This window comes from Jiangella alkaliphila, from assembly GCF_900105925.1.
Taxonomy (GTDB): Bacteria; Actinomycetota; Actinomycetes; order Jiangellales; family Jiangellaceae; genus Jiangella; species Jiangella alkaliphila.
The window spans coordinates 237,477-259,380 of sequence record NZ_LT629791.1 but is presented as its reverse complement, the minus strand read 5'-3'; the positions used below and the strand labels follow the sequence as shown (position 1 = coordinate 259,380).

Below are 21,904 nucleotides of genomic sequence, written 5' to 3'. Positions count from 1 at the left end.
ATATCAGCATGCCGACCATCTCACCTTCACCCTGGAACTTTCCTCTTGACATCATCCGGGGACTTGGCTGTAGCGTGACCGAAACATTTGTGGCGGGCGCCACATCGGCTAATATTAGCAGCGTCTGGAGTGAGATCGGCGTGACGGAACTGAAGACTGATCTGCTGGTCGTCGGCGGTGGCCTCGGCGGTGTGGCGGCGGCGCTGACGGCGGCGACGCTCGGCCTTCGCGTCGTGCTCACCGAGGAGACCGACTGGCTCGGCGGGCAGCTCACCGCGCAGGCGGTGCCGTCCGACGAGCACCCGTGGATCGAGACCCCGCACGTCTCCGCCGGCTACGCCGACCTGCGCACCCGCGTCCGCGACTACTACCGCCGCAACTACGCCCTGACGCCCGAGGCGGCCGCCGACCCGACGCTCAACCCGGGCCTCGGCAACGTCAGCAAGCTCTGCCACGAGCCGCGCGTCGGCGTCGCCGTCATCGACGAGTTGCTGGCCGGCTGGATCTCCGCCGGCCGGGTCAGCGTCCGCTACCACCACGTGCCGGTGGCGGCCGAGGTCGACGGCGACCACGTCACCGCCGTGACACTGCGCGACACCCGCACCGGCGAGACCGTCACCGCCACCGCGCCGCTGATCGTCGACGCCACCGAGCTGGGCGACCTCCTCGAGCTGGCCGGCGTCGAACACGTCATCGGCGCCGAGTCGCACGACCAGACCGGCGAGCCGTACGCCGCGCCCGTCGCCGACCCGACCGACCAGCAGGCCATCACCTGGTGCTTCCCGCTGGAGTACCGGCCGGGCGAGGACCACACGGTCGCCAAGCCGGCCTCGTACGACCACTGGAAGACCCACGTCGACCCGTTCTGGCCGGGGCCGCAGCTGTCCTGGGAGAAGATCGACATCCACACGATGTCGGGCAAGGTCAACCGCATCTTCGAGGGCGACCTCGACGCCGTCCGGCTGCCCGACCTCTGGCACTTCCGTCGCATCCGGGCCCGCACGCAGTTCCGCCGCGACGTCGTCGACACCGACATCTCGCTGGTCAACTGGCCGAACATCGACTACTGGGAGGCGCCGCTGCTCGGCCCGGGCGTCGACGACACCGCCCGCGAGACTGCGCTGCAGCGGTGCAAGGAGCTGTCGCTGTCGTACCTGCACTGGATGCAGACCGAGGCGCCGCGGCACGACGGCGGCACCGGCTACCCGGGCCTGACCCTGCGGCCCGACCTCACCGGCACCGGCGACGGCCTCGCGAAGTACGCCTACATCCGCGAGGCGCGCCGCATCCAGGCCCGGTTCACCGTGCTCGAGCAGCACGTCGCCGTCGTCGACCGGCCCGACGGCAAGGGCGCGGAGCAGTTCGCCGATGCCGTCGGGGTCGGGCACTACAACATCGACCTGCACCCCAGCGCCGCCGGCGTCAACTACGTCAACCTCGAGACCTACCCGTTCCAGATCCCGCTCGGCGCGCTGCTGCCGGTCCGGGTGCGCAACCTGCTGCCGGCCAACAAGAACATCGGCACCACCCACATCACCAACGGCTGCTACCGGCTGCACCCGGTCGAGTGGAGCATCGGCGAGGCGGTCGGCGCTCTGGCCGCGCTCTGCCACCGCGAGGGCACCGAGCCGCACGCCGTCGGCGACGCGCCGGCCCGCGTCGAGGACCTCCAGCGCCTGCTCACCGGCACGGTCGGCGCGCCGGTTCAATGGCCCGACGACATCCGGCGCACCCGGCCCTCGCAGACGGTGAAGAACTCCACCCCGGTGCTCGCACTGCCGGAGAGGCGGGTGCGCCGTGCCTGAATCCGCGGACCACCGCGACTACGACGTCGTCATCTACGGCGCCACCCTGGCCGGCATCATGGCGGTGCTGCGGCTGCGGCTGCGCGGCTACACCAGCCTGGTGCTCGAGCCGACCGGCCACGTCGGCGGCATCGTCGCCGGCGGGCTGGTGAAGTCCGACACGCCCGGCGTGCCGGCGGCGCTGGCCGGGTTGACCCAGGACCGCTTCTTCGCCGGCATCGGCGCCGAGTACGCGGCCGAGGGGCTCGACGACCCGAAGGCCCAGTACCTGTTCGAGCCGAAGGTGGCCGAGCGGGTCGCCTGGCGGCTGCTCGACGAGGCCGGCGCGACGGTCGTGCTGAACGCGCGCCTGCACGACTCCGAGGACGTCGGCGTGCGCGGCGGCCGCATCGTCGCCGTCCGGGCCGACGGCCGCTGGCGCCGGGCGTCGTTCTTCATCGACGCGTCCTACGAGGGCGACCTGCTGGCCGCGGCGGGCGTGCCCTACGCAGTCGGCCGCGAGGCCGCGTCGCAGTACGGCGAGGCGTACGCCGGGTTCCAGCCGGGCCGGGCGCACCGCATCCAGTCGTTCCGGCCCAACACCGGGTACCCGGTCGGCCCGGTACCCGACTCCGAGCCCGGCGACGGCGACGCCAAGGTGCAGGCGTACAACTTCCGCGGCGTGCTGACCCGCGAGGCCGACCGCCTGCCGTTCCCGAAGCCCGACGGCTACGACCCCGCGCTGTACACCCACCTGCGCAGCCTGCTCGAGCACCGCGGCGTCCCGGGGCTGTCGTCCATCGTCACGCACACCGCCGCGCTGCCGCACGGCAAGTTCCAGACCAACCAGGCGCAGTTCATCGGCTTCGACCTGCCCGGCGTGAACTGGGACTACCCCGACGGCGGCTGGAAGCGACGCGACGAGATCATCGCCGAGCAGGTCCGCTGGCACCAGGGCATGCTGTACTTCCTGGCCAACGACCCGGCGCTGCCCGCGACGTTCCGCGCCGACGCCCAGACCTTCGGCCTGCCGCCCGACGAGTTCGCCGACAGCCCCTACGGCGCCGGTTTCCCGCACGCGCTCTATGTGCGCGAGGCCCGCCGCATGATCGGCGAGCACGTGTTCACCGAACACGACACCCAGCGGCCGGACAACACCAAGGCCACCGCGGTGTGCTGCTGGCAGTACGGCCTCGACTGCCACATCGTCCAGTACTACCCCGACGGCGACGACACCATCGTCGGCGAGGGCAGCACCACGGGGAGCTACCGCAACGCGCCGGCCGACCTCTACCAGCTGCCGGCCGAGAGCCTGTTCCCGGCGCGGGGCAGCATCGAGAACCTGGCCGTGCCGGTGTGCTTCTCCGCCAGCCACGTCGGCATCCTGTCGCCGCGCATGGAGCCGGCCTACGGCATGCTCGGCGAGGCCGCCGGCGAACTGGCCGCGCAGGCGCTGCGCAGCGGGCGGCCGGTGCAGCAGTACGACTACCCCACGTTGGCCGCGGCGCTGGCCGAGCACGGCACCGTGCTGGAGCTGCCCGAGCTCGAGGCGGCGCCATGACGCTGACCCTCGCGACTCCCGGGGTGGAGCTGCCGGCGTTCCAGCCGGGACCGCTCGACGCCGCGGGCGGCTGGCGCGACCACCGGGTCGAGCTCCCGTTCGCCGTCGCCGAGGCGGCCGGCAGCGTGCTGCGGCTGGAGTTCGACGCCGGCCACGGGCCCTGCCCCGACCTGCTGGTCGAGCTCGACGGCCGACGCGGCTTCTTCCATCCGGCGGTGGTCCGCGACGACCGCGCCGAGGTCTACCGCCACGGCCCCATCGCGGGATCTTGCGTGCTCGAGATCGCCCTGCCGGCCGCCTGGCTGGCGCCGGGCGACCACGTCCTCGCCCTGACGACGACGCTCGACGCCGCGGCCGCCACCGGCCCGGTCGACGTGCCGGCCGACGCGCTGGGTGGGCGGCATCGGGAGCAGTTCGGGCACCACTTCGGCAGCGGGATCACCTGGCGGAGCCTCACGCTCGCGCCGTCGGCCACCGCGGCCGGCCCAGCGCCGGTGCGGCCGTCGGCCGGCGCGCGACTGTTCAGCACGCCGCTCTACCCGCTGGCCGGCGGCCAGCTGGCCGAGCTGACCGTCGACGTGCCGGCCGGTGCGTCCTGGCCGTCGGCCGCCACAGTCGTCGTCGGCGGCGAGTCGCAGACGCTTCAGCTGGCGCGGGAGGGCCGCGAGTTCGGCCAGGTCCGGGTCCGGTTCCCGATCACCGAGCTGACCGCACCCACGTCCGCCGCCGTCACCATCGACGACGCCGCACCCACGACGTTCACGCTCGCGCCGCAGCGCAAGTGGACCGTCCACCTCATCCCGCACGTCCACCTCGACGTCGGCTACACCGACGTCCAGGGCAAGGTGCTCGAGCTGCACAGCCGCAACCTCGACCGCGCGCTCGACGCCCTGGATCGCGACGACGCGTTCGCGTTCTCCGTCGACGGCTCGCTGGTGGTCGGGCAGTACCTGGCGACGCGGTCGGAGAAGCGGTCGCAGCGAGTGCTCGACGCGCTGCGGTCGGGCCGGCTGTCGGTCAACGCGTTCCACAGCCTGTTCCTGTCCGGCGTGGCCAGCCTGGAAGAGGTGTACCGCGCGGCGTATCTGGCCGCCCGGCTGCGCGACGAGTACGGCGTCCCGGTCGGCTACGCGAACCTCACCGACGTGCCGTCGTACAGCGCGGCGGTCCCGTCCATGCTGACGGCGCTGGGCATCGACGCGTTCGTCGGCATTGAGAATCACCACCGCGGCGGCAACGCCGACAGCGACCTCCAGCACCTAGCCAGCCCGGTGCAGTGGGAGGGCGTCGACGGATCGCGGGTGCTCACCCACTTCTCCGACACCTACTCGCAGCTGCGGTTCATGGCCGGCGACCCGCAGACGGTGGCCGGCGGCGCGCACGCGCTGGTCCGGCTGCTCGACCGGTACGAGCGCGCCGACTACCTGCCGCACGACCTCGCCGTCATCGGCACGCACGCCGACAACGAGGACCTCGCCGACGGCGACGCCGCGTTCGCCGCCCGCTGGAACGCCGTGTTCGCCTGGCCCCGCGTCGCCGTGTCGACCATGGCCGGCTACCTCGACGCCGTCCGCCCGTTGGCCGACCGCCTCCCGGTGTGGCGCGGCGACGGGGGCAGCTACTGGGAGGACGGCGTCGGCACCGGCGCGGTCGTCATCGCCGAGCACCGACGGGCCCAGGTGGCGCTGCCGACGGCGGAGGCGCTGGCCGCGCTGGTGGCCCGGGCCGACGACACCTACCGGCCGAACCGCGCCGCGCTCGACGCCGCCTGGGACGGCGTGCTGTTCGGCAGCGAGCACACGTGGACGTGGTCGCACGCCAACGCGCACCCGCACGGCGAACAGGTCGGCGACCAGCTGGACTGGAAGCGGCACCAGGTGCACAGCGGGTACCGCACCGCGGTCGACGAGACCCGGCGGGCGTTCAGCCAGCTCGGCGAGCTGGTCAGCACCGCCGGCCCGACGGTGCTCGCGTACAACCCGCTGGGCTGGGCGCGCGACGTCGAGATCGAGGTCGAGGCGCCGGCCGGCACGCCGTTCTTGCTCGACGGCGCCGAGCTGGCCACCGAGGTGCTCGAGGACTGCAACGGGCTGCTGCGCTACCGGCTCACGGTGCCCGACGTGCCGCCGTTCGGCTACCGGACGGTCCCGCTGGGCGCCGCCCGCACGCTGGCGCCCGGTGAAGAGGGCGGCGCGGCCGGCGGCGGTTCGAGTGCGGGCGGTTCGAGCGCCGGCGGTTCGAGTGTGGCCGGCGACGGCGGATGGGCGCCGGTCCCGCCGAGCCTGGAGACGTCCCGGTGGCAGGTGGAGTTCGACCCTGCCACCGGGTCGGTGACGACCTTGACGCACCAGCGCACCGGCCGATCGCTGCTCGACGACGCCGCGCCGTGGCGGCTCGGCCAGGTGCTCTACGTGCTGAACGGTCCGGCCGCCCTGACCCGCGGCTACGATCCGCACGAGCTGATCCACTCGGGTACGCCGCACGTGCATCCGCCGGCGCCGCGCAGCACGCTGTCCGGCCGTCGCCCGGTCGCCGACCGTCCCGAGCTGACGGTCACCGCCGCGACGATGCGACCCGTCGGCCTGCGCCGCACCCACGACGGCTGGCGGCTGCGTACGGTCGGGTCGGCGCCGAGCCTGCCCAGCATCGAGGCCGACGTGCTGCTGCGCGACGACTCCGACCGCGTCGACGTCACGGTGCGGCTGACCAAGGAGCGCGAGCTGGCCAAAGAGTCGGTGTACATCGCGTTCCCGTTCGCCGCCGACGCGCCCCGGTTCCGCTACGACCGTCAGCAGGGCTGGATCAACCCCGCCACCGACCACGCACCCGGCGCGTGTCACGAGTGGTTCACCACCCAGTACGGCGTCGTGGTCGAGTCCGCGCCCGGCGGCCCGGCGGTCGCCTGGACCAGCGCCGACGCGCCGTTGTTCACCGCCGGCGACATCGTCCGCGGCGCCTGGCCGGAACGGTTCGAGCCGGCGAGCGGCAGCGTCCTGTCATGGGTGATGAACAACTACTGGCCGACCAACACGCCACCTGAGCAGGACGGCGAGCTGACGCTGCGGTACGCGTTCACGCCGCTGCCGTCGTTCGACCCGGTGGCGGCAGGGCGGTTCGGCCGCGAGGTCCGGGTTCCCGCAGCCGTCTCCGAGGTGACCCGGCTGGACAAGTTCGGCACCGACCCGCGGCCGCTTCCGGCGGGCGGCGCCTCGCTGCTCGACCTCGGGCTGCCCGGCTGGGTGCACGCGACGGTCGCCGAGGCCCGCGACCGCGACGGGCTGCTGCTGCGGCTGCAGGACCTCTCCGGCGACGGCGGGACCGTCCGCCTGCCGGTCGCAGGCCGCGTCGTACGGTGTCACGCCGACGAACGCGAGGCCGGTCCGGTGCCGGTCGACGACTCCGGCGCCGCGGTCGTGCAGCTGCGCCCGTGGCAGGTCGTGTCAGTGCTGGTACGCGGTGGGGAGGGTGGGCGATGAGACGGCGCAGTTTCCTGGGTGCCACGACGGCGCTGGTGGCCGGTGGTGCGCTGGCGAGTGGTGCGGCGGCCGCGAGCGCGACCGCGGCGCCGGCCGCCCGCGGGGTTCGGGCCGGCACGTGGGGCGCCGGAGCCTACGGCCTCGCCGGCGTCACGTTCGGCGGGCGTACCGGGCGGTTCATCGTCCGCACCAGCGTCGGCGGCACCAATCCGCGGGTCCGGCTGTCCAACGTCGCCGGTGCCGAACCCATCACGGTCGGGCCGGTGCACCTCGGCCTGCACGCCGGTGGCGGCGCCGTCAGCCCGGGCACCAACCGGGCGGTGACGTTCGGCGGCGCGGCCACCATCACGATCGCCGCCGGCGCCGTCGTCCTCGGCGACGCCGTCGACCTCACGCTGCCCGAGCAGGCCGACCTCGCCATCAGTGTCCACCTCGGCACCCCGGTCGCCAACGTCACCGGGCACAGCATCGCCGCACAGCGCTCCTACCTGAGCACCGACGGCGACCACGGCGCGGACGAGTCTGCGGCGGCGTTCGTCACGCCGATCTCGCAGTGGTACCTGATCGACGAGGTGACGGTCGAGACCGGCGCGGCCGGCGGCACCGTCGTCTGCCTCGGCGACTCCATCACCGACGGCGTCGGCTCGACGTCCGGCACCAACCGGCGCTGGCCCGACTTCCTGGCCCGGCGGCTGCTGGCGGCGGGCGGCACGTTCGGCCCCGTCGGCGTCGTCAACGCCGGCATCTCCGGCAACCGCGTGCTCTGGGACGGCGCCTCGCCCAACAGCCAGGCCCGGCTCGACCGCGACGTCCTGTCGCACCCCGGCGTGTACGCGGTCGTGCTGGTCGAGGGCATCAACGACATCGCCAGCGGCAAGGCCGCCAGCGCCGACGACCTGCTCGCCGCGTATCGCCAGATCGGCGAGCGGCTGAGCCTGCACGGCATCCGGTTCAGCTGCGGCACCATCACGCCGTGGCTGGGCTCGGCCAGCTACACGGACGAGAAGGAAGCGATCCGCGAGGCGGTCAACACCGCCGTCCGGGCCGCCGGCGGCGTCGACTTCGACCTTGCCGTCCGCGACCCGGCGAACCCGAAGCAGCTGCGCGCCGAGTTCGACTCCGGCGGCGGCGTGCACCTCACCGGGGCCGGCTACCAGGCGATGGCCGACGCCGTCGACCTGGCTCTGCTCGACCCGGCCCTGACCTCCACTTCCAGCATGATCGGAGTAGCCCCATGAGCGACATGCGATTCACCAGGCGGCGGTTCCTCGAGGTCACCGGAGGCCTGGCCGCCGTCGTGGCCGCTCCCAGCCTCCTGTCCGCGTGCGGCGGCGACGGCGGCGCCAGCCCGTCCGACGCCGCGTCGGCCAACAAGGCGGTCCAGCTGCCGACGTACACGCCGTGGGAGCAGGTCAGCCCCGACCTGCCGGCGACGCCCGACGGCGTCATGGCCGGCTTCTACAGCTACCCGACGCCGGTCGACGCGTTCAGCTCGCCGCCGCTGGCCGGCGCCGAGCCGGTCGAGATGCTGACCAGCCTGCTCGGCCCGCTGCCGCCGGCCGTCGGCGACAACGCGTACTGGCAGGAGCTCAACACCCGGGTCGGCACCGAGCTGAACGTCACGATGACACCGCAGGCGGACTACCCGAACAAGCTGGCGACGGTGTTCGCCGGCGGCGACCTGCCCGACATCATCCTGATCAACACGACGCTGGCGAACCGGTCCGACGTGCTGACCCGGCTGTGCGCCGACCTGACCGAGTACCTGTCCGGCGACGCCGTGAACGAGTACCCGTTCCTGGCCAACATCCCGGCCGACTCGTGGCCGAACATGGTGTACGGCGGCGGCATCTACGCGCTGCCGATCCCGCGGGCGGTCGTCGGCACCATCTTCTTCTCGCGCGCCGACTTCATCGCCGAGCGCAGCCTCAACCCGGCGCCGGCCGGCTTCGCGGAGTTCCGTGAGCTGGCCGAGGGCCTCAACGACCCGGCGAACAACCGGTGGGCGTTCAGCAGCGGCGAGGTCGGCAACGGCAAGAACATCATCACGTTCGTCGGCAACATGCTCGGCGTCCCGAACGCGTGGAAGGAAGAGGGCGGCACGTTCACGTCCGAGCACGAGACCGAGGAACGCAAAGAGGCCATCGCCCGCACCGCTGAGCTGGTGCAGGCCGGGCTGTTCCACCCCGACGCGCTCGGCGGCAAGCTGCAGGAACGCGAGCTGTTCGGCAATGGGACGCTGGCGTTCAAGTCCGACGGCTACGCGGCCTGGGACATCCTGGCCGACACCTACCCCGTCGAGGTCGGCGCCGTCGCCGCACCGAAGTTCGACGGCGGCGGCCCAGGCATGGTCCGCGCCGGCGCCACCAGCTTCGGCTACACCGCGTTCAAGCAGGCCGACCCCGAGCGCATCCAGCAGCTGCTGGCGCTGTGCAACTGGCTGGCCGCGCCGCTGGGCACCAGCGAGTTCATGTTCCGCAAGTACGGCATCGAGGGCACCCACTACACGATGGAGAACGGCGCGCCGGTCCGCACCCCTGAGGGCGACACCGAGGTCAAGGTGCCGCTGGAGTACGTCGCCGACTCCCCGCACGTGCTCGGCCCGCGCGCTCGCGACCGGGTCGACGCCCAGCGCGCCTACCAGGAGGAGGCCATCCCCAACGTCGTCCGCAGCGCCGCCGAGGGCCTGTACTCCGAAGCGTCCATCAACAAGGGCGGCCAGCTGACGAAGATCGTCGACGACGGCGCGCTCGAGATCCTCGCCGGCCGCCAGCCGATCGAGTACTGGGACACCGTCGTGGACAACTGGCGCCGGCAGGGTGGCGACCAGATCCGCACGGAGCTCGAGGCCGCCTTCGCCGAGGCACGCTGAGGATGCCGCCGACCGGCATGGAGGCAGCATGGCCACAGAGGTAGAGACGACACCGGCTCCGGCCGGCCGGAGCCGCCGGCCGCGCCGGAGCGGCCGGCCCGGGTCGCCCGGGGCGGGCGCGCCGCAGGCGCGGGCGTCGCGGCGGACCAGGTTCCGTCGCGACCGGTTCCTGCTGCTGCTCGGTGTGCCCGGGCTGCTGGTCGTGCTGCTGTTCAACTACGTGCCGCTGCTCGGCAACGTCATCGCGTTCAAGGACTACCAGCCCTACATCGGCATCTGGGACTCCCCCTGGGTCGGGTTCCAGAACTTCGAGGTGGTCTTCAACGGCGACCCCGCGTTCGTCAACGCGCTGACGAACACCCTGGTCATCTCGTTCGTGCAGATCGTCGTCGTGTTCCCGGTGCCGATCGCGCTCGCACTGCTGCTGAACTCCATGCTCAGCGAGCGGCTCAAGCGGCTGGTGCAGTCGATCCTGTACCTGCCGCACTTCATGTCGTGGGTGGTCGTCGTCGCGATCTTCCAGCACATGCTGGGCAACGCCGGGCTGCTGAACAACTTCCTGCGGTCGCACGAGTGGGCGACGCTGTCGATCTTCGGCAACCCCGACATGTTCCTCACGCTCATCACGTCGCAGGTGATCTGGAAGGACGCCGGCTGGGGGACGATCATCTTCCTGGCCGCGCTGTCGCGGGTCGACATGGAGCTGTACGAGGCCAGCGCGGTCGACGGCGCGTCGCGCATGCGGCAGCTGTGGCACGTCACGCTGCCGAGCATCCGCGGCGTCATCGTGCTGCTGCTCATCCTCAAGCTCGGCGACGTGCTGACCGTCGGCTTCGAGCAGCTCATCCTGCAACAGCAACAGGTCGGCGCCGACGCCGCCGAAGTGCTCGACACCTACGTCTACTTCAACGGCGTCATCGGCGGCAACTGGGGCGTGTCGGCGGCGGTCGGCCTGATCAAGGGGCTGGTCGGCGTCGTCCTGGTGCTGGGCGCCAACAAGGTCGCGCACCTGCTCGGCGAGAGAGGGGTGTACTCCAAGTGACCGACACCATCATCCGCGACGACCGGCGCGACGACCGCCGCGGCGGCCGGGCCCGCCGGCCGCACACGATCGCCGGGACGCCACGGCCGGGGCTGCCGGTCCGCGGCCTCAAGGGCATCGTGCTGCTGATCGCCTGCGCCCTGGTGATCCTGCCGTTCCTCGCCGTCGTCTCGACCAGCCTGGCCGACCAGCAGCAGGTCACCGAGGCCGGCGGCTACGTGCTCTGGCCGGACCGGCCGAACCTCGACGCGTACCGGGCGATCCTGTCCGGCGGCGTGGTCACCCGCGCGTTGGTGATCTCCATCGGCATCACCGTGGTCGGCACCGGGCTGTCGCTGACCTGCGTCACCCTGCTCGCGTACTCGCTGAGCCGGTCCAGCAGCTTCCTGCACAAGCCGGTGCTGCTCACCGTGCTGTTCACGCTGTTCTTCACGCCGGGCATGATCCCGACGTACCTCACCGTGCGGCAGCTCGGGCTGCTCGACTCCTACTGGTCACTGATCCTGCCGACCATGGTGGGCGCGTTCCAGGTGATCATCATGCGCGCGTTCTTCCAAGAGATCCCCGGCGAGCTGGTCGACGCCGCTCGCATCGACGGCGCCAACGAGCTGCAGATCCTCACCCGCATCGTGCTGCCGCTGTCGAAGGCCGTCATCGCGGTCATCGGGCTGTTCAACGCCGTCGCCTACTGGAACGCGTTCTTCAACGCCGTCCTCTACATCAACGACACCGAGAAATGGCCGTTGCAGCTGGTCTTGCGCACGTACGTGGTCGACAACGCCGCGTTCGGCGTCGACACCGCGGACATCGCCGGCACCGTCATGCCGCCGGCGCAGTCGCTGCAGATGGCGATCCTCGTCATCAGCCTGGTCCCCATCGCGCTCGTCTACCCGTTCCTCCAGCGCCACTTCGCGAAGGGAATGCTCATCGGCGCGGTCAAGGGCTGAGCCCAGGCCGCACCACCCGCTCGATCGTCACGCCCGTTCTGCTCGCCCAGCTGAACATTCTCGTCCTCGGTTGAGAGACGTACCTCGGCCGGGAGCGTGCCCCCGCGCGCCCTCACAAAGGAGTGATCGCCATGAGCACAGGTGACCGCACGATCAGCCGCCGCGGCCTGTCCGCCCTCGGAGTCGCCGGCCTGGCCGCCGCCGGCGGCGCCGCGCTGGCTCCGTCTGCGGCGGCCGCCCCACGCGCCGCGCTGGCCGGCATCGAGACCATCGAGTGCGTCGACGACCTCCTGGCCGGCGCGGCCGACGGCGCCCAGCTCCAACTGCTCGGCTACTGGAAGGACGCCCCCGGCATCGCCGGCGCCGGCATCGGCGGCGGCGTGCTGTACTGGGACGCCGCCTCCACCGAGGCCGGCAACGGCGGCACCGTCTTCGCCGTCGACGGGGTCGCCACCGGCCGCTGGAAGCGCCCGGCCTCGACGACGATCAACCTGGCCGACTTCGGCTGCCTCGGCGTCGGCGACACCGACGACTCCGACCGCGTCCAGAAGGCCGTCGACGCCCTGCCGCTCGGCGGCATCATCGAGTTCGGGCCGGGCAAGATCCGCATCCAGTCGACGATCCGGGTCGAGCGGGTACCGATCACCTTCCGCGGCGTCGGCCCCACCGACTCGCTCGGCACCGGGACGCAGTTCCTCATCGCGACCGGCACGGCCGACGGCTTCGTGTTGTCCGGCTGCCACGGCGGCGGCTTCCGCGACCTGCAGTTCCAGGGCGTGAACCTTCAGGGTGGGTACATGATCCGCACCGAGCGGATCGGCCCCGAGAAGGACGACGGCAACTACATGCTGACGTTCCAGAACGTCCGGTTCCGGCTCGGCTACAACGGCATCCTGCTGCGCTCGTGCAACACCGTCCGGTTCCTCAACTGCGTCTGGAACGAGTTCCACGGCGAGCAGGTGATCCTGCTCAACGGCGAGGCGAACACGTCCCGGGCCGACCCGGTCGAGTTCGTCGAGTGCGCCATCGCCGCCGGCACTGACAACCCGAACACCGACAACGTCGTCATCGACGGCCAGGGCGGCTCGATCAAGTTCATCGGGGTAGCGATCCTGTTCGGGCGGCACGGCATCTGGATGCGCAACACCATCACCACCGACCCGGATGACGACGCCCTGCCGAAGTTCCTCTACTTCGAGGGCGGCGGCTTCGAGAACGGCCACGGCCACCCGGTGCTGCTGGAGAAGGGCGCCCAGGCGAAGTTCGCCAACTGCTACATCTCCTGCGACGGCGTGCACGACAACGTCCGCATCCTCGAGACGTTCACCGGCGGCGCCCTGTTCACCGGCTGCGTGATCCGCGGCTCGGGCCGGCACGGCATCGACGTCGCCTCCACCCGCGTCACGGTCACCGGCTGCACCATCGGCAACAACGGCCGCTTCGCCCACACCGACTACGGCCTCGCCGTCACCGGCGTTGCCGCCGTCTCCGGCGGGGTCCGGGTCACGCTCGGCACCGCGCATGGCTGGGAGACCGGCGACCGCGTCCGCATCGAGCAGGTCGCCGGGGCCGTCGGGGTCAACGGCACCTGGCCCATCACCGTCGTCGACGCCACCCGGGTCGACCTGGCCGGCGCGGCACTCGGCGGCACCTACAGCGGCGGCGGGCTGGCCATGCTCACCGGCACCGGCATCCACCTGCGCTCCACCGCGTCGAAGGTGGTCGTGACGGGCAACATCCTGGGCCGGCTGGCCGAGGGCAGCCACCGTCAGGACTACGGCCTGATCAGCGCCGCGCCCGACGTGCTGATCAGCAACAACGACCTCGCCGGCAACGCCGTCGGGCCGTACCTGCTGACCGGGACGCAGAACGCGCAGACCCGCATCATCGGCAACAAGGGCATGGAACAGCTCGACGGCCGCCTCATCGCGCGTGTCGCCGGCGCGGTCGCCGATGGCCTGTACGACTTCGGCAACCTCCTCTACCTCGACGGCCAGCGGATCCGCATCACCCGTGTCACCCGGGTGGTCGGCGCCGGCAGCTGCACCGTGCAACTTGAGGCCGCCGGCGCGCTGGTCGGCTCGCAGCAGGCCACCACGACGTCGCTGCAGACCATCCAGCTCACCGTTCCACCGGCCGTTGACGCGCTGGCCGCGCCGAAGCGGCTGCAGGTGCGGGTCGCGGGCGCCAGCGGGGCGCAGAACCTCGAGGTCCAGTTCGGCTACCAGCTGGTCAGCTGAGCGCGGGGCGGGCGGTTCGCGCGGCGTCGTGGCTGCGCGAACCACGCGCCGTCAGCGGATGGTGACACTGCCCTCGGGGAAGTCGGCCACGACGCGCACCCGGCCGCCCAGCGCCTCGACGTAGCGGGCGACGGTGTCGACCTCGGTCTTCATCAGGTCGCCGGACTCGATGGCGCTGATCCGCTTCTGGCTTACCCCCATGTCGGCAGCGACCTGCGTCTGCGTACGTCCCTGGGCCTTGCGGATTTCCGTGAGCTGGTAGGCGGCGATCTCGGTGTCCAGCTGCGCCCGGGCTTCGGACAGGGCTGCCGGGCCGATGCTCCGCTTGGCCTCATCGGGGTCGTAGACGACCCACGGCCGCCCGTCGGCGGTTCGTGGCGTGCGGTCAGTGGGGTTCGAGGCCACGGTCGCTCCTTCGTCATCGCATCGAGCCACTCGTCGTACCGGGCGTCAGCCGTCCTGACGGCGGTCGCGTACCAGCGGCTCCACGCGCCTCTCTTGTCGCCGCCCACCAAGAGGACGGCGCGTCGCTGCGGGTCGAACGCGAACAGCACGCGGATCGTGCGGGCCCGCAGTTCCTTCAGGTGGTGATGCCGGCTGCCCCTGATGGTGTCGACGAGCGGTCGTCCCAGGCCGGGGCCGTTCTGGGACAGCCGATCGAGCGCGTCGGCCACGAGGGCGGCCTTGGCTTCGTCCAGACCCTTCCGCCACTCCACCACGTCCGGGTGCTGAATGATCGTCCATTGGTCCACAGCATATACCTCACGTATTCTAGAACGCAAGCGTGGTGCGATACGCCGGTGCGTTCAGTGCCGTGGCCGGGCGAGACCAGCCTCGCCGATGGAGCGCCTCCCCTCAACTCGACGTCGGGAGGCTGTGGACAACCGGTGTGCCGCCGCGCTTGACGGCGCCGGGCGGGAGGCCGACGACGCGTTTGAAGGCGCGGGCGAAGGCGGCCTCGGAGCGGTAGCCGAGCCGCCGGGCGAGCTGGGCGGCCGTCGCCTGCTCGGACTGCAGTGCGTCGAGCGCGAGGTTCATCCGCCACGTCGTCAGGTACTGCATGGCCGGCTCGCCGACCACCTTGGTGAAGCGGTCGGCGAACGCCGACCGGGACATCGCCAGCTCGGAGGCGAGGCTGGCCACCGACCACTCGCGGTCGGGCTGCTTGTGGATCAGTGAGATCGCCCGGCCGATCTGCTCGTCGTGCAGGGCGCCGAGCCAGCCGGTGCGGGCGGCGGGGTCGGTCTCGAGCCACGCCCGGATCGCCTGGATCACCAGGATGTCGCCGAGCCGGGTGATCACCTCCTCGCCGCCGGGGCGCAGCTGCTGCGCCTCGACCGCCATCAGCCGCAGGGTGCTGTGGATCCACTCCTGCTGCGGCGAGCCGCCGACCTCGACGTGGATGGTCTCGGGGAGCGCGTCGACGAGCTTGCGCGCGGCCGGGTGGTCGAACCGGACGGCGCCGCAGATCAAGGTGGTCGGGTCGCCGCCACCGCCGTAGCGGATCAGCTCGTACCGGTCGCTGACGGCCTCGCGCTCGAGGCTCATGACGTCGGGCGCGGGCACGCCGGGCGCGCCGAGGATGAGATGCCCGCGGCCGTGCGGGACCAGCGCCAGCTCGCCGGGGAGCAGCGGCCGCGGCTCGCCGTTCTCGGGCTGCAGCCAGGCCGGGCCGGACGTCACGATGTGGAACCAGATGTGGCCCGGCATCGCCGGCATCGTCATGCCCCACGGGGCGGTCAGCTCGGAACGGCTGTAGAACGCGCCGTTCATGCGCATCTGATGCAGCGCCTCACCCAGCGGGTCGGTGGGCGCCCAGTAGTCCGGCGTCGTCGTCATACGTCGAGTATCCGCCCGTCCATGCCGGAGATCCAGCCCCGCTGGACGATCGAGCATGAACGGCGGCCGAGCAGTCATAGATCCGCCGGTGGAGCGCTGCTTGACTGGACGACAAGTCAAGAACACACCGAAGCAACGGAGGAGACACCATGAACGCCACCACCCTCGTCCTCGGCGGCACCGGCAAGACCGGCAGCCGGGTCATCGAGCGGCTCACCGCCCGCGGCGTCGACGTTCGCGTCGGGTCGCGGTCGGCCGAGATCCCGTTCGAGTGGACCGACCGCTCGACCTGGCCGGCCGCGCTGGCCGGGGCCCGCCGGGTGTACGTCGCGTACTACCCGGACCTCGCGGTCCCCGGCTCCGTCGAGGCGATCACCGCACTGACCGACGCCGCCCGCGAGGCCGGCGTCGAGCGGATCGTGCTGCTGTCCGGCCGTGGCGAGGAGGAGGCGCAGGCCGCAGAGAAGGTCGTGCAGGAGTCCGGGCTGGAGTGGACGATCGTGCGGTGCTCCTGGTTCAACCAGAACTTCGACGAGAACTACCTGCTCGAGCCGATCCTGGCCGGCGAGGTCGCCCTGCCGTCCGGCGACGTGCCGGAGCCGTTCGTCGACGCCGACGACATCGCCGATGTCGCGGTTGCGGCGCTGACGGAGGACGGCCACCTCGGTGAGCTGTACGAGCTGACCGGCCCGCGGATGCTGACCTTCGCCGAGGCGGTCGCCGAGATCGCCAAGGCCACCGGCCGCGAGATCGCCTTCGTCCACGTCCCGCTGGACGACTACAGCGCGGCGCTGGAGACCGAGGGCCTCCCGGCCGACATCGCCTGGCTGCTCGGCTACCTGTTCCGCGAGGTGCTCGACGGCCGCAACTCGTCCTTGGCCGACGGCGTCCAGCGTGCTCTGGGCCGCGCTCCCAAGGACTTCTCCGACTACGCTCGCGACGCCGCCGCCCGCGGCGTGTGGACCGCCTGACCAGCCCAACGACCCCCTCCGCACACCGAGACCAGCGAAGGAGACCGGCCATGTCCGGCAGCCTCGAGACCACCGCCACCGTCATCGCGATCACCGGCAGCGCCCTCATGGCCGGTCTGTGGTTCTTCTGCTCCATCGCCCTGATGCCCGCCCTGGCGAAGCGCCCGGTCCCCGAGGCGATCGCCGCGATGCAGCAGATCAACGTCGTCATCCTCAACCCGGTCTTCGGGCTGGCGTTCGGCGGGACGGCGCTGGTCTCGCTCGGCCTGACGATCTCGACGTTCTTCCGGCTGGACCGGCCGGCGTCCGGGCTGCTGCTGGCGGCGGCCCTGGTGATCCTCGTCGGCACGTTCGTCGTGACGATGGCGTTCAACGTCCCGCTCAACGAGCAGCTGCACGCCGCCGACCCGGCCAGCGCCGCCGGCGCCGAGGTCTGGGAGCGCTACCTGTCGCGCTGGACCGCCTGGAACCACGTCCGGCTGGTCAGCTCGACGGCGTCGGTCGTGCTGTTCGCGACCTACCTCATCCGGCGCTGAGCTCGACGTCGAGCTGATCGTGGCCCGCCAGCCACTCGACCGCCTCGCGGACCGCCGCCTCCGGCGTGTACCGCGGGGCGTAGCCGAGCAGCCGCACCGCCTTGTCGATCGAGGCGAACTGGCTCCGCGACAGGTGGTCCCAGCTCTGCTCCGCGTACTCCGGCGCGGTGCGGGCGCGGAACTCGTCCCAGCCGACGAACTCCAGCGCCGCCTCGCGACCGAACCAGCCCGCCGCGTACCCGGCGAAGCCGCGCACCGTCAGCGCCGATGGCGCCGTGACGTGGAACGCCTCGCCGGCCGCGGCGTCGCGGTTCTCGATCGCCAGCTGGAAGCCCTGCGCGACGTCGTCGGCGTGGACGTGGTGCAACAGCTCCGCGCCGATGCCGGGGACGGCCAGCGGCGCGCCCGAGGCCAGCGCCGTCCACACCGACGGGTCGAGGTTGCCGAGCGGGTTGATCGGGTGCCAGCCCGGCCCGCTGATGTGCCCGGGATGCAGTGACGTCGTCACCAGCCCGCCGCCGGCGGTCTCGTCGCGCAGCAGCCGCGCGATGGCCGCCTTCTGCACCCCGTACTCGCCGAACGGGACCGTCTCGCTGTCCTCGTGCAGCGGGATGGACCGGCTCGGCCCGTGCATCCAGATCGACCCGCAGTGCACGAGGTGCGCCACCCGGCCGCGCAGCCCGTCGACCAGCTGACGCGCGGACTCCTCGGTGAAGCAGACCATGTCGACGACGACGTCCGGCCCCAGGCCGGCGACCCGGCCGGCGAACGTCCCGGCCCGGTCCTCCGCCTCCCGGTCGGCGACCAGCTGCTCGACCTCCGCCCAGGCCGGGTGCTCCGAGTACGGACGGCGGGTGCCGCGGCTGAGGTTGACGACCTGGTGGCCGGCGGCGACCAGCCGCGGGATCAGGTACGTGCCGACATGACCGGTCCCGCCGATCACCACGATGCGCATGGGGACATCATGGGTCATCCTGCCCGTGCCCGACTCTTCCGAGCCGGGTGAGTGGCGTCGAATTGATCTTGTCGGTGGGCCCGGCTAGGGTGGTTCGCATGTTCGAGGAAGCGCTGCTGTCTGCTCCGTCGCCGGGTATAGGCCCGGCGTCGGAGGGTGAGTGCGTGGTGCTGGACCCGTGCGATGTGATCGATCCCGACCTGGATGCTCAGCTGGACCTGCTGGCCGCCGGCTACGCCGCGGTGCCTGCGGCGGCGGTGTTCCCGCCCGACGCGGACGAGTTGCCTCCGGGGCCGGAGCTGGCGGCGATGGTCGCCCGGTTCGACCCGGCGCATGCCGAGGCGGGTGACCTGCTGGAGGTGGCCGCGGCGCTCGGCCGGTTGGAGGCGTGGACCGAGGGTCTGCAGGCGGCGGTCTCGGCCGCGCTCGCCTCACGGGCGGAGATGCGCCCCGACCAGACCGGGTACAGGTCGGCGAACCCGGTGACGAACACCGCGGTCGCGGTGGCCGGGCGCTGCCACCTCACCGCCAGGCAGGCGGAGAACCTGGTCGGTCACTCGCTGCAGCTGGTCGAGGACTTCCCCGACACGCACGCTTGCCTGTCGGCCGGGTTGATCGATCTGCGGCGTGCTCGAGTCATCACCGACGAGCTCGGCGGACAGGACCCGGCCGTGCGGGAGCGGGTGGAGGCCGCGGTGTTGCCGAAGGCGCCGCACCTGGATTCTGTTGCTCTGCGGGCGCTGATCAAGCGGTTGCTGCATGAGCTCGCGCCGGTCGAGACCGCCGAGCGTCACCGGCGTGCTCGTGACCGCCGGTATGTGGCCGTCACGCCGGCGTCGGACGGGATGTCGTTCGTCGAGGCGCTGATGCCGGCGGAGGACGCCACCGCGATCGACACGGCGTTGAACGTCGCCGCCGCGGACGCCAAGCGCGCCGACGCCGCCGCCGGGAGGCCGGCCCGCACCCGAGACCAGCGCCGCGCCGACGCCCTCGCCGACCTGGGCTGGGAAGCCCTCACCGCCTGCGCCGACGCCGCCACTCGCCCCACCCCCGACCCCACCCCCGGCCAGACTGCCGCGGCTGCGACGAGCAGCGGCCCGCCCGAGCGAGCAACGGCGGTGACGACCGGGCCGCGGCGGCGGCCGATCAGCGTGCACGTCACGATCCCGTTCACGGCACTGTGCGGGCTGACCGACGAGCCCGGCGAGCTGGACGGGTACGGGCCGATCCCCGCCCACGTCGCGCGAGCCTTGGCCGCCGAGGGGGTGTGGACCTGGCTATCCACCGATCCCGGCACGGGGCAGCTGCTCGACCTCGGGCGCAGGAAGTATCGGCCCACCAAGGCGCTGGCCGACTTCATCACCGCCCGCGACCGCACCTGCCGCGCACCGGGCTGCCACCGGGCCGCCCGCAGCTGCGACCTCGACCACATCGTCCCGTTCGCCGCCGGCGGCGCCACCTCGGCCGCGAACTGCCACGCGCTCTGCGAAACCCATCACCTGCTCAAACACCACGCCAACTGGACCGTCGAACGACAACCCGACGGCACCACCCGATGGCGCAGCCCCACCGGACACCACTTCCTGAAGCCGCCCCCGCGGGCGGGCTAAGGCTGCACGAAGTACGGTGCTGACCACTACCGAAGACCACTCGAGGCGATCACTCCCGACTCCGGGCCCGCCCCGGCCTCTAGGCTCGTCGCTATGAAGGCGCTGCGGGCGGTCGATGTCAGAGGCGTGTGGGGGACGGTGCTGCTGCCGCTGGGCGGCGACGGCGCGATCGACTGGTGCCGGCTGGCCGCGCAGGTCGACACGCTGGTAGCCAGCGGGGTCGACGGCGTCTACGCGCACGGGACGGCGGGGGAGTTCCACGCCATCGACGAGGACGAGTTCGACCGCGTCAACGAGGTGCTGGCGACGCGGTGCGAGGCGGCCGGGCTGCCGTTCCAGCTGGGCGGTTCGCACCCCGCGACGCCGGTGATGATGGGCCGGATCCGCCGGGCCGCGGCGCTGGAGCCGGGCGCGATCCAGGTGATCCTGCCCGACTGGGTGCCGCTGAACGACGACGAGGTCGTGCGCTTCCTCGCCGGTGCGGCCGCGGCCGCCGGGCCGGTGCCGCTCATCCTCTACAACCCGCCGCACGCGAAGACGCAGGTCGGGCCGGCGCTGCTGGCGCGGGCCGCCGCGGCGACGCCGTCGCTGATCGGGGTGAAGATGGCCGGCGGCGACGAGGACTGGTACGCGGCGATGGCCGAGTCGGCCGGCGACCTGTCCGTCTTCGTGCCCGGTCACCTGCTGGCGACGGGGATCGCCCGGGGCGCGCACGGCAGCTACTCCAACGTCGCCGCGATGTCGCCGTGTGGCGCCGTCGCCTGGTACCGGATGATGACGACGGACCCGGAGGACGCGCTCGACCTGGAGGCGCGCATCGCCGAGCTGTTCCGCCGGCACATCGCCCCGCTGCAGGCCGCCGGGCTGTCCAACCCGGCCCTGGACAAGTTCCTCGCCACCGTCGGCGGCTGGGCCGACGTCGGGACGACCCTGCGCTGGCCCGCGTCGTCGGCCCCGCACGACGCCGTCGCGCCGGCCGGCGCCGACGCCCACCGGCTGCTGCCGGAGCTGTTCCCGGCCTGATCGCACCGGTTACCGTGGCCAGATGCTGGAAGCCGCGGGCGTCACCGCCGTCGAGGAGCAGGTCTACGGCGCCCTCGTCGACTCGCCCGCCGACACCGCGGCGGCCATCGCGACCGGGCTCGGGCTGTCGCTCGACGAGACCGCGGCGGTGCTCGCGTCGCTCGAGGCCAAGGGGCTGATGAGCCGCACGGCCGACCGCACGCCGCGGTTCCTGGCGACGCCGCCGGACATCGCGATCGAGCCGCTGATCCTGCAGCGGCAGGCCGAGCTCCAGGAGACCCGCCGGGTCGTCGACGAGCTGCTGCGGCGGTACCGCGCCAGCCGCCGGCCGCGCGAGGCGGCCGAGCTGGTCGAGGTCGTCGTCGGGCGCCCGGCGGTCGCGCAGCGCTTCCAGCAGCTCCAACGGCGCGCCGAGCGTGAGGTGCTGGTGCTGGTCAAGCCGACGTTCGCGATCCCGCACGAGGCCAACGACACCGAGCTGGACCTGCTCGCCCGCGGCGTCACCGCCCGCGCCGTCTACGAACGGTCGGTGCTGGAGTCCGACGGCGGCAGCGCGGCCGTCGCGCGCTACGTCGCCGCCGGCGAACAGGCTCGCGTCGTCGACGAGCTGCCGGTGAAGTTCGCGCTGATCGACGGGTCGGAGGCGTTCGTGCCACTGACCCCCGACGACCCCGAGACCGAGCCGACGTTCATGGTCGTGCATCGCAGCGGGCTGCTGGCGGCACTGATCGCGCTGTTCGAGTCGCTGTGGGAGCGGGCGTTCGAGCTGTCCGCTCTGACGGCGCAGACGCCCGGCGATGGCCAGCCGCAGCGGCTGCCCCCGGCCGACGCACAGCTGGTGTCGCTGCTGCTGGCCGGGCTGACGGACAAGGCGATCGCCGGCCAGCTGGGGCTGAGCATCCGCACCGTGCACCGGCGGATCAGCGCGCTGCTCGACCGCGCCCAGGTCTCCACCCGCATGCAACTGGGTTGGCACGCCGCCCAGCACGGCTGGCTGGACGGCTACGGGCCGGCGGGTGCTCGCGGCGGCGCGGACTAGCTCGCCCCA

The 21,904-nt window shown here is 72.3% G+C and carries 16 protein-coding genes and 1 pseudogene; 13 read left to right on the top strand and 4 right to left on the bottom strand.

Annotation, left to right across the window (positions count from 1 at the left end; translation table 11 throughout):
• Positions 1-140 precede the first annotated feature (140 nt).
• The 8 genes from BLV05_RS01225 to BLV05_RS01190 all read left to right on the top strand — a co-directional run bounded on the left by BLV05_RS01225 (position 141) and on the right by BLV05_RS01190 (position 13,922).
• Positions 141-1,805 (top strand): FAD-dependent oxidoreductase, encoded by a 1,665-nt coding sequence (locus tag BLV05_RS01225; protein ID WP_063932647.1) that lies wholly within the window; start codon positions 141-143, stop codon positions 1,803-1,805.
• Positions 1,798-3,345, top strand: a complete 1,548-nt coding sequence (locus BLV05_RS01220) for an FAD-dependent oxidoreductase (RefSeq protein ID WP_052763109.1) — start codon at positions 1,798-1,800, stop codon at positions 3,343-3,345. The genes BLV05_RS01225 and BLV05_RS01220 overlap by 8 nt, the downstream gene beginning before the upstream one ends.
• A complete protein-coding gene (locus BLV05_RS01215) occupies positions 3,342-6,821 on the top strand; it encodes a glycoside hydrolase family 38 N-terminal domain-containing protein (RefSeq protein ID WP_052763108.1) in 3,480 nt (1,159 codons plus the stop codon). Before BLV05_RS01220 ends, BLV05_RS01215 begins: the two co-directional genes overlap by 4 nt.
• Positions 6,818-8,059: an SGNH/GDSL hydrolase family protein gene (locus BLV05_RS01210; RefSeq protein ID WP_046772448.1), complete on the top strand. Its 1,242-nt coding sequence runs from the start codon at positions 6,818-6,820 to the stop codon at positions 8,057-8,059. Before BLV05_RS01215 ends, BLV05_RS01210 begins: the two co-directional genes overlap by 4 nt.
• The gene (locus tag BLV05_RS01205; RefSeq protein WP_046772447.1) at positions 8,056-9,693 is read left to right on the top strand and encodes an extracellular solute-binding protein; all 1,638 of its coding nucleotides are present in this window, start codon (positions 8,056-8,058) and stop codon (positions 9,691-9,693) included. Before BLV05_RS01210 ends, BLV05_RS01205 begins: the two co-directional genes overlap by 4 nt.
• A 28-nt stretch (positions 9,694-9,721) precedes the next feature.
• Positions 9,722-10,735, top strand: coding sequence for an ABC transporter permease (locus BLV05_RS01200; protein ID WP_082155794.1), 1,014 nt, complete (start codon positions 9,722-9,724; stop codon positions 10,733-10,735).
• Positions 10,732-11,682 carry a carbohydrate ABC transporter permease gene (locus tag BLV05_RS01195; protein ID WP_152691091.1) on the top strand — a complete coding sequence of 317 codons (951 nt, stop codon included), beginning with the start codon at positions 10,732-10,734 and terminating at the stop codon, positions 11,680-11,682. Before BLV05_RS01200 ends, BLV05_RS01195 begins: the two co-directional genes overlap by 4 nt.
• 131 nt (positions 11,683-11,813) lie before the next feature.
• Positions 11,814-13,922, top strand: a complete 2,109-nt coding sequence (locus tag BLV05_RS01190) for a right-handed parallel beta-helix repeat-containing protein (protein WP_046772446.1) — start codon at positions 11,814-11,816, stop codon at positions 13,920-13,922.
• Positions 13,923-13,973: 51 nt separating this feature from the next.
• On the opposite strand, the gene BLV05_RS37455 is transcribed toward BLV05_RS01190, so the two are convergent.
• From BLV05_RS37455 to BLV05_RS01175, 3 genes and pseudogenes are all read right to left on the bottom strand, one after another.
• Positions 13,974-14,327 (bottom strand): helix-turn-helix domain-containing protein, encoded by a 354-nt coding sequence (locus BLV05_RS37455; RefSeq protein WP_082155793.1) that lies wholly within the window; start codon positions 14,325-14,327, stop codon positions 13,974-13,976.
• A 47-nt stretch (positions 14,328-14,374) separates the two neighbouring features.
• Positions 14,375-14,638 (bottom strand): annotated as a pseudogene (locus BLV05_RS38460) (type II toxin-antitoxin system RelE/ParE family toxin); the annotation flags it as partial.
• 139 nt (positions 14,639-14,777) lie between these two features.
• Complete coding sequence (locus tag BLV05_RS01175) at positions 14,778-15,761, bottom strand: AraC family transcriptional regulator (protein ID WP_046772445.1); 984 nt, start codon at positions 15,759-15,761, stop codon at positions 14,778-14,780.
• Between the two features lie 149 nt (positions 15,762-15,910).
• Between BLV05_RS01175 and BLV05_RS01170 the strand changes: the two genes are divergently transcribed.
• Positions 15,911-16,732 carry an NAD(P)H-binding protein gene (locus BLV05_RS01170; protein ID WP_046772444.1) on the top strand — a complete coding sequence of 274 codons (822 nt, stop codon included), beginning with the start codon at positions 15,911-15,913 and terminating at the stop codon, positions 16,730-16,732.
• Between the two features lie 50 nt (positions 16,733-16,782).
• Complete coding sequence (locus BLV05_RS01165; RefSeq protein ID WP_046772443.1) at positions 16,783-17,268, top strand: anthrone oxygenase family protein; 486 nt, start codon at positions 16,783-16,785, stop codon at positions 17,266-17,268.
• Here BLV05_RS01165 and BLV05_RS01160 read toward each other — a convergent pair.
• A complete protein-coding gene (locus tag BLV05_RS01160) occupies positions 17,255-18,223 on the bottom strand; it encodes an NAD-dependent epimerase/dehydratase family protein (protein WP_046772442.1) in 969 nt (322 codons plus the stop codon). The two genes, BLV05_RS01165 and BLV05_RS01160, sit on opposite strands and share 14 nt — an antisense overlap.
• Positions 18,224-18,321: 98 nt before the next feature.
• On the opposite strand from BLV05_RS01160, the gene BLV05_RS01155 reads away from it, so the two are divergent.
• The 3 genes from BLV05_RS01155 to BLV05_RS01145 all read left to right on the top strand — a co-directional run bounded on the left by BLV05_RS01155 (position 18,322) and on the right by BLV05_RS01145 (position 21,895).
• Positions 18,322-19,833, top strand: a complete 1,512-nt coding sequence (locus tag BLV05_RS01155) for an HNH endonuclease signature motif containing protein (RefSeq protein ID WP_083421255.1) — start codon at positions 18,322-18,324, stop codon at positions 19,831-19,833.
• 93 nt (positions 19,834-19,926) lie between these two features.
• The gene (locus tag BLV05_RS01150; RefSeq protein WP_046768366.1) at positions 19,927-20,856 is read left to right on the top strand and encodes a dihydrodipicolinate synthase family protein; all 930 of its coding nucleotides are present in this window, start codon (positions 19,927-19,929) and stop codon (positions 20,854-20,856) included.
• Between the two features lie 22 nt (positions 20,857-20,878).
• The gene (locus BLV05_RS01145; protein ID WP_046768365.1) at positions 20,879-21,895 is read left to right on the top strand and encodes a helix-turn-helix transcriptional regulator; all 1,017 of its coding nucleotides are present in this window, start codon (positions 20,879-20,881) and stop codon (positions 21,893-21,895) included.
• The last annotated feature ends 9 nt before the right edge of the window (positions 21,896-21,904 follow it).

What these genes read in the sequence shown, in the direction of transcription:
- BLV05_RS01215 (WP_052763108.1), top strand. Translation starts at nt 3,342, where the DNA reads ATGACGCTGACCCTCGCGACTCCCGGGGTGGAGCTGCCGGCGTTCCAG.
- BLV05_RS01210 (WP_046772448.1), top strand. Translation starts at nt 6,818, where the DNA reads ATGAGACGGCGCAGTTTCCTGGGTGCCACGACGGCGCTGGTGGCCGGT.
- BLV05_RS01205 (WP_046772447.1), top strand. Translation starts at nt 8,056, where the DNA reads ATGAGCGACATGCGATTCACCAGGCGGCGGTTCCTCGAGGTCACCGGA.
- BLV05_RS01200 (WP_082155794.1), top strand. Translation starts at nt 9,722, where the DNA reads ATGGCCACAGAGGTAGAGACGACACCGGCTCCGGCCGGCCGGAGCCGC.
- BLV05_RS01190 (WP_046772446.1), top strand. Translation starts at nt 11,814, where the DNA reads ATGAGCACAGGTGACCGCACGATCAGCCGCCGCGGCCTGTCCGCCCTC.
- BLV05_RS01175 (WP_046772445.1), bottom strand. Translation starts at nt 15,761, where the DNA reads ATGACGACGACGCCGGACTACTGGGCGCCCACCGACCCGCTGGGTGAG.
- BLV05_RS01170 (WP_046772444.1), top strand. Translation starts at nt 15,911, where the DNA reads ATGAACGCCACCACCCTCGTCCTCGGCGGCACCGGCAAGACCGGCAGC.
- BLV05_RS01165 (WP_046772443.1), top strand. Translation starts at nt 16,783, where the DNA reads ATGTCCGGCAGCCTCGAGACCACCGCCACCGTCATCGCGATCACCGGC.
- BLV05_RS01160 (WP_046772442.1), bottom strand. Translation starts at nt 18,223, where the DNA reads ATGCGCATCGTGGTGATCGGCGGGACCGGTCATGTCGGCACGTACCTG.
- BLV05_RS01155 (WP_083421255.1), top strand. Translation starts at nt 18,322, where the DNA reads ATGTTCGAGGAAGCGCTGCTGTCTGCTCCGTCGCCGGGTATAGGCCCG.
- BLV05_RS01150 (WP_046768366.1), top strand. Translation starts at nt 19,927, where the DNA reads ATGAAGGCGCTGCGGGCGGTCGATGTCAGAGGCGTGTGGGGGACGGTG.
- BLV05_RS01145 (WP_046768365.1), top strand. Translation starts at nt 20,879, where the DNA reads ATGCTGGAAGCCGCGGGCGTCACCGCCGTCGAGGAGCAGGTCTACGGC.